3 protein-coding genes and 1 pseudogene are annotated in these 6,730 nt (G+C 39.2%); 1 reads left to right on the forward strand and 3 read right to left on the reverse strand.

What is annotated here, in order from left to right; genetic code table 11:
- Positions 1–2,535 (forward strand): annotated as a pseudogene (locus tag F6K54_RS37605) (hypothetical protein); the annotation flags it as partial.
- A 627-nt stretch (positions 2,536–3,162) separates the two neighbouring features.
- On the opposite strand, the gene F6K54_RS37610 reads toward F6K54_RS37605, so the two are convergent.
- From F6K54_RS37610 to F6K54_RS37620, 3 genes are all read right to left on the reverse strand, one after another.
- On the reverse strand, positions 3,163–4,485 hold the full coding sequence (locus tag F6K54_RS37610; protein WP_293089103.1) for a pentapeptide repeat-containing protein: 1,323 nt from the start codon (positions 4,483–4,485) through the stop codon (positions 3,163–3,165).
- A gap of 113 nt (positions 4,486–4,598) precedes the next feature.
- Entirely contained in the window at positions 4,599–4,766 is a 168-nt protein-coding gene (locus F6K54_RS37615) for a hypothetical protein (RefSeq protein WP_375342029.1), read from the reverse strand.
- A gap of 993 nt (positions 4,767–5,759) precedes the next feature.
- Complete coding sequence (locus F6K54_RS37620; RefSeq protein WP_293089105.1) at positions 5,760–6,581, reverse strand: pentapeptide repeat-containing protein; 822 nt, start codon at positions 6,579–6,581, stop codon at positions 5,760–5,762.
- Between the last annotated feature and the right edge of the window lie 149 nt (positions 6,582–6,730).

Here is a 6,730-nt window from a genome sequence, read left to right on the forward strand (position 1 = left end):
TGGCACAGGAGTGATGTTTCTGCTGTAGCATTCAGTCCGGATGGGAAATTGATTGCTTCGGGGAGTAGGGATAACACGGTCAAACTCTGGAACATAGATGGCACTTTAGTTGAGACTTTATCGGGACACAGGAGTGATGTTTCTGCTGTAGCATTCAGCCCGGATGGGAAATTGATTGCTTCGGGAAGTAGGGATAAAACGGTCAAACTCTGGAACATAGATGGTAGTTTAGTTGAGACTTTATCGGGGCACAATAGTTCTGTCTATGCTGTAGCATTCAGCCCGGATGGGAAATTGATTGCTTCGGGAAGTAGGGATAAAACGGTCAAACTCTGGAACACAGATGGTAGTTTAGTTGAGACTTTATCGGGGCACAATAGTTCTGTCTATGCTGTAGCATTCAGCCCGGATGGGAAATTGATTGCTTCGGGGAGTAGGGATAACACGGTCAAACTCTGGAACATAGATGGCAGCTTAGTTGAGACTTTATGGGGGGACAGTGATGTCTATGCTGTAGCATTCAGCCCGGATGGGAAATTGATTGCTTCGGGAGGTAGCGATAAGACAGTCAAACTCTGGAACACTTTCAAACGATGGAACACAGATGGCCGTTTAGTTGAGACTTTATCGGGGCACAATAGTTCTGTCTATGCTGTAGCATTCAGCCCGGATGGGAAATTGATTGCTTCGGGAAGTAGGGATAAGACAGTCAAACTCTGGAACACAGACAGCAGTTTAGTTGAGACTTTATCGAGGCATACAGGCCATGGCTATGCTGTAGGATTCAGCCCGGATGGGAAATTGATTGCTTTGGGGAGTTCTTCCATAGTCCAACTCTGGAAAACAGATGGCAGTCTAGTTGAGACTTTATCGGGGCACAAAAGTGATGTCTTGGCTGTAGCATTTAGCCCGGATGGGAAATTGATTGCTTCGGGAGGTAGCGATAAGACAGTCAAACTCTGGAACATAAATGGCACTTTAGTTGAGACTTTATCGATGAGGCACAATAGTTCTGTCAATGCTGTAGCATTCAGCCCGGATGGGAAATTGATTGCTTCGGGAGGTAGCGATAAGACAGTCAAACTCTGGAATACAAATGGCACTTTAGTTGAGACTTTATCGATGAGGCACAATAGTTCTGTCAATGCTGTAGCATTCAGCCCGGATGGGAAATTGATTGTTTCGGGAAGTAGCGATAAGACAGTCAAACTCTGGAACACAGATGGCACTTTAGTTGAGACTTTATCGATGAGGCACAATAGTTCTGTCAATGCTGTAGCATTCAGCCCGGATGGGAAATTGATTGCTTCGGGAAGTAGCGATAAGACAGTCAAACTCTGGAATACAGATGGCACTTTAGTTGAGACTTTATCGGGGCACACAGATTATGTTAATGCTGTAGCATTCAGCCCGGATGGGAAATTGATTGTTTCGGGGAGTAGGGATAACACGGTTAAACTCTGGAACACAGATGGCACTTTAGTTGAGACTTTATCGGGGCACACAGACTATGTTTATGCTGTAGCATTCAGCCCGGATGGGAAATTGATTGCTTCGGGGAGTATGGATCACACGGCCAAACTATGGAATTTAAACCGAGATGGCTTGATGGCTCATGCTTGCAAGTGGATGAGTAACTACCTGAAAAATAACCCTAATGTCACTGAAGAGGAGCGTCGTCTCTGTAGAATAAAAGTTTCAGCAACAGCTTTGTTTTTGCAGGGTGAGAAGTTAGCAGCAGAGGGAAAAGTTGAATCGGCTATTTCTAAGTTTCAACAAGCAGTTAAACTTGATTCTGATTTTCCCTTTGATTCAGCAATAGCAAAGGAGTTAGCACAGGAGGATAAGGTAAAAGAAGCCGAGAAGTTATTGGAGGCATTTGTCGAGCTTAATGACAATATTGACTTGTTGCCGAAAACAGAAGTTAAAGATCAAGACCCAGTATTAGTAGTGCGTCAGTTTCAAGCAGAAGGGAAGGTGGAAGAGGCAGTGGGGTTGGCAAAAGAGGGGAAAATTGAGGACGCAACAAATAAGTTTAAGGAAGCTAAAAAGTTGCACTCTGATATTGACCTAAATTCAGACACAAAGGAAGTAGAAACAGATGCAGAAGCAGTGGCGAAAAAATTAGCTGCTCCGGGTAAAGTACAAAGGGGAACAAAATTAGCAAGACAGGGAAAAATAGATGAGGCAATTAATCTTTTCAATGAAGCAGAAAAATTAGATTCAGAGTTAGAAATAACTGCTCGTGATTGGGATAAAATTTGTTGGTATGGTAGTTTATATAATCAAGCAAAAGAAGTAATCTTTGTCTGTGAAAAAGCAGTTCAACTCGCTCCAGATGATGGGTTGCTTAAAGATAGTCGAGGTTTGACGCGGGCATTAACAGGAGATTTTTCGGGAGCTATTAAAGACTTTGAAGCGTATATTAAATGGACGAAAAAAGATGAGAATAAAGTACAACGTCAAGGCTGGGTTGATGCTTTGAAAAAAGGAGAAAATCCGTTTACAAAAGAGGTGTTGGAGGAGTTGCGTTAGGAATCAGAAGTTTGAAGTCAGAAATCAGAAGTTTTGATGAAGTTGTAAGTTTTTTTTATAATCAACAAATTTCAATGCTTGTACTTTCCATCTTATCTAAACCGGATTTGGTATCAGGAGGAATTATAGAGGATGTAGTCCGAACATGGGGTAGGGGCTAGGGGCGGGTTCATCTGATAATTTGTAATATCATGTCCGGATAATTAGGGCTTGCTGATTAAATCTAAAAGTATTTACAGATAAAGATTTTAGCCTTTTTGGGGTCTAAAAAAGTGCCTGGTATCATGTCTAATATCATGTCCGGTTGAACAGTGATAAATAAATAACTACGGAGGAGTCAGGAGTCAGGAGGAAAGAGGAAAGAGGAAAGAGGAAAGAAAGAAGAAGAACTGGAGTTGAAGGAGAAAGTTTTTTTATCACTAATTATCCGGACATGATATAAAACCCTCAAAAAATTAGTATTTTAGGCTCATAGTTAGGCAGAAAAATAATTCTTACAATTCTTACTCCTACCTTCTATAAGTACCCATTTCTCCTGTCTCCCCCTCCTGGGAGGGGCTAGGGGTGGGTTGTCTCCTGTCTCCTACCCTCACCCATAAGACTTTTTCAGCAAACCCTAATTATACTTTAATATTCATCCGCAAAAATAGCTCCACGTTTAATTAACTCCTGCTTCATTTCTTCAGTAATTCCTAAATTTTCACCAAATATAGCCCCTTCTAACTCTGCACCTTCTAAATTAGTTTCTCTTAAATCAGCTTTCAATAACTTAGCATTTTTCAAGTTAGCATCCATCAGATTTGCCATTTTTAATTTTGCATTTAATAATTCTGCATCACATAATTGAGCTTTTAGCAACTTAGCTTCATTTAACAAAGCACCTGTTAAGACAGCATTGAATAATAAAGTGTTGCTCAAGTTAGTACCTTGCATATTAGAATTAGACAAATTGGCTTTGATCAAATTAACATCTGTAAGATTAGTATTAGTTAAATTACTATTGGTGAGATTAGCATTGCTGAAGTTAGCATATCTGAAATTAGTATATCTGAAGTTAGCATCTGCTAAATTAGCATTTCCCATATTAGCGCCTTTAAGATCGGCATATTCAAGGTCAACACCATTTAAATTTCTACCATAAGCGCCATGATTCACAATATCCCAAACAAGATACCATTTATCATCTAATTTTGTTGCATAATTAATTTTTACTCCCCTAAAATTAACATGATTTAAGTTAGCATTCATTAATTTTGCGTCATTAAGATTAGTATCACTTAAATTAGCACCTTCTAGATTAGCACCTTCTAGATTAGCACCTTCTAAATTAGCTCGATTCAATTTACCTCTGACAAGATTAATTTTAAATAAATTAGCACCTTCTAAATTAGAATCTTTAAGGTTAACATCTGTCAAATTAGCATAACTAAAATTAGCATTTGTAAGATTAGCTTCGCTGATGTTTGCTTCATCAAGTTGAGCATAACTAAAATTAGCATCTGTGAGGTTAGTATTTCTGAGATTAGCACGATTTAAATTAGCCTTAGTAAAATTGGCTTGCATTAACTGTGCATCTGTAATTTCACTGCGCCAAAGATTAGCATTTTCTAGGTTGGCACCCTTGAGGTTAGCACTTATCAAACTTACCCCTCTTAAGTCTGCGCTCTTTAAATTAACATGATTAAGGTTGGCAAACCACATGATTGCCCCACTCAGATTAGCATGACTCAGATCGCTATTACTAAAATTAGTTCTTTTCAGGTTGGCACAAAGTAGATAAGCATCCTTGAGAATAGCTTCAGTGAAATTAATATCATTTAAATCGCAAAGACTCAGGTCAGCAAACTTAAGAGTTATACCAGTAAAATTGTTAGTCAATTTTTGATTGCTAGTTTGACCAGTATCATGAATTAGTTTCTGTAGTTTATCAAGGGATTTTTGATTAGCCATATTAAAGTTATTCTTTAACACTATCAATAGGATGTTATTTAAAGGCGATCGCTGGAGTTAATTTAGTCAAGTATAATTCTGAATAATTACACCTTGACTAATAAAATTATAATCTATTGACCGAAAGTAGGCAGAAAATCCCCATCTATAAAACTAGCTTTACTGGTATATGACTCTTCTGTTTCCACAAATTTAATGTTGTTTTCCTCACACAGTTGTTTAACTCGTTGCTTAAGTTTAGCTGTGGGTATTTGTACGAATGAGAAGAAACGGAGCAACACGGATTTATCCTGTTGCGTAGTATCTGCTTAGAATCCCCGTGACTGACCTCCGGGGAGTAGTCAATAAAACAATGATATGCTAGGATAAACAGAAGCATCTCAGAAAGAATACAACCCACATTCCGCAGCACAAAATGTAGCAACCGAAGGAGGAGTCTGGAGACAACCCACCCCTAGCCCCTCCCAGGAGGGGAAGACAAGAGACAGAATTTTAGAAGAAAATCATAGCTGCCGTGATTGAGTAATCATGTATAGCAAGTATTTATGCGTAAATTTTTTACTCGGAATTTGATGAACGAAAAAAGTAATTGAGATGATTTGCATAGTATAAATACTTACTACACTACAGATTTATATACTACTTTTAATGATACAAATTGAAGTGCGGAGTGTGGGAGACAAAATCAATAAGATTGATAATTATTAATTTAGATGATTTGGCGTTGCTGATTTGAGGCATCATATCGTGTCCGGATAAGAGCGCTATAGAACTCTGTTCCGCGCTCCGCTATAATGCTGACGCAACGCTTTGCGTTAACGCTTGCGGTAGTATTCCCACAGGAAAGTTGTACGCCAGCAAACAAAAAAATTTCTCCTTCTACTCCTCTTTCTTCTTTTCTCTTCCCTCCTGATTCCTGCCTCCTGATTCCTGTCTCCTGACTTCTAAATAATTAAGATTAATATCATACAGGCGCTTCAGCAACGCCGATGATTTTTTCTCTGATTCTAATTAGGGTTTGCTGATTAAATATAAAAGTCTTTACTGATATTGGTTTTAGGCTTTTGAGGTAGTGAAAAAGTCCCCCTGAACTCCCCTAAGAATGCTCAAAAATTGAGTATTTGGGTAAGAATAGGGTAGACTTGGGCCTGGGATAATTTTTCCTTTGTATGTCTTCTACAACCCCTGATTCCTCTTGACTCTTCACTACTCCCTACTCCCTACTCCCTACTCCCTACTCCCTGTCGAACGCAAAAAGACTTATTCAGCAAGCCCTAATTATCTTCAAAGAACGCTCCACGACTAATTAAATCTTGCTTCATTTCATCAGATAAACCAGAATCATGCCATAACCTAGCATTCTCTACTTTTGTATTTTGAAAATTAGCTCCTTTTAAGTTTGTTAACGCTAATCCAGCTTGACTTAGATCGGCATTAGTTAAATTAGTATTACTCAAATTTGCATCACTTAAATTGGCATTACTCAAATTGGCCTCACTCAAATTGGCCCCACTCAAATTGGCCCCACTCAAATTTGATAAAGCTAGACTAACACGGTGCAAGTTTGCCTCACTTAGATCGGCATTACTTAACAATGCCCCACTCAAATCTGCTCCACCTAAATTTACTTTTCCAAGATTAGCTTCACTCAAATCTGCATCACTTAAATCTGCACCCCGTAGATAAGCTCCATACAAGTTTGCACCACTCAAATCAACACCACATAAATTAACCCCTAATAACTTAGCTCCTGCAAAATCTAAAGCAGGATTTATACCAGCGATATTTGCTAACTCCAGTAAATTTTCTGTATCAGCTTCAACCACACTCTTGATTATTATTCTAAACCCTGAAAAATCACAACCTGCAGTAGTTGCAGACAATATCAAAGTTTGTAATTCCTCTGAAGATTTGTATTGCAGCGACTCAGAAGTTAAATTAGAGTTAAATTTTTGCGATCGCAACCAAAGCACCAATTTTCTTTCTAGCACAGCGAGTCGGTTGGGGCTAATATTATGAGGCCATAATCCTTCAATAGCAGTCATAGAATCAACAATTTTCTCAGCGATATTTTTAATTGTTATAGCAGTTTTCACTCTTAGAAGTCAGGAGTCAGGAGTCAGGAGTCAGGAGTCAGGAGTCAGGAGTTTGGGGAGATGGGGAGATGGGGAGATGGGGAGATGGGGAGATGAGGAGATGGGGAGATGGGGAGATGGGGAGAGGGGGAGATGGGGAGATGGGGAGA

Source organism: Okeania sp. SIO3B5 (genome assembly GCF_010692555.1).
Lineage (GTDB): Bacteria > Cyanobacteriota > Cyanobacteriia > Cyanobacteriales > Microcoleaceae > Okeania.

Coding starts and splice junctions, on each gene's coding strand:
- F6K54_RS37610 (WP_293089103.1), bottom strand. CDS start 4,485: ATGGCTAATCAAAAATCCCTTGATAAACTACAGAAACTAATTCATGAT.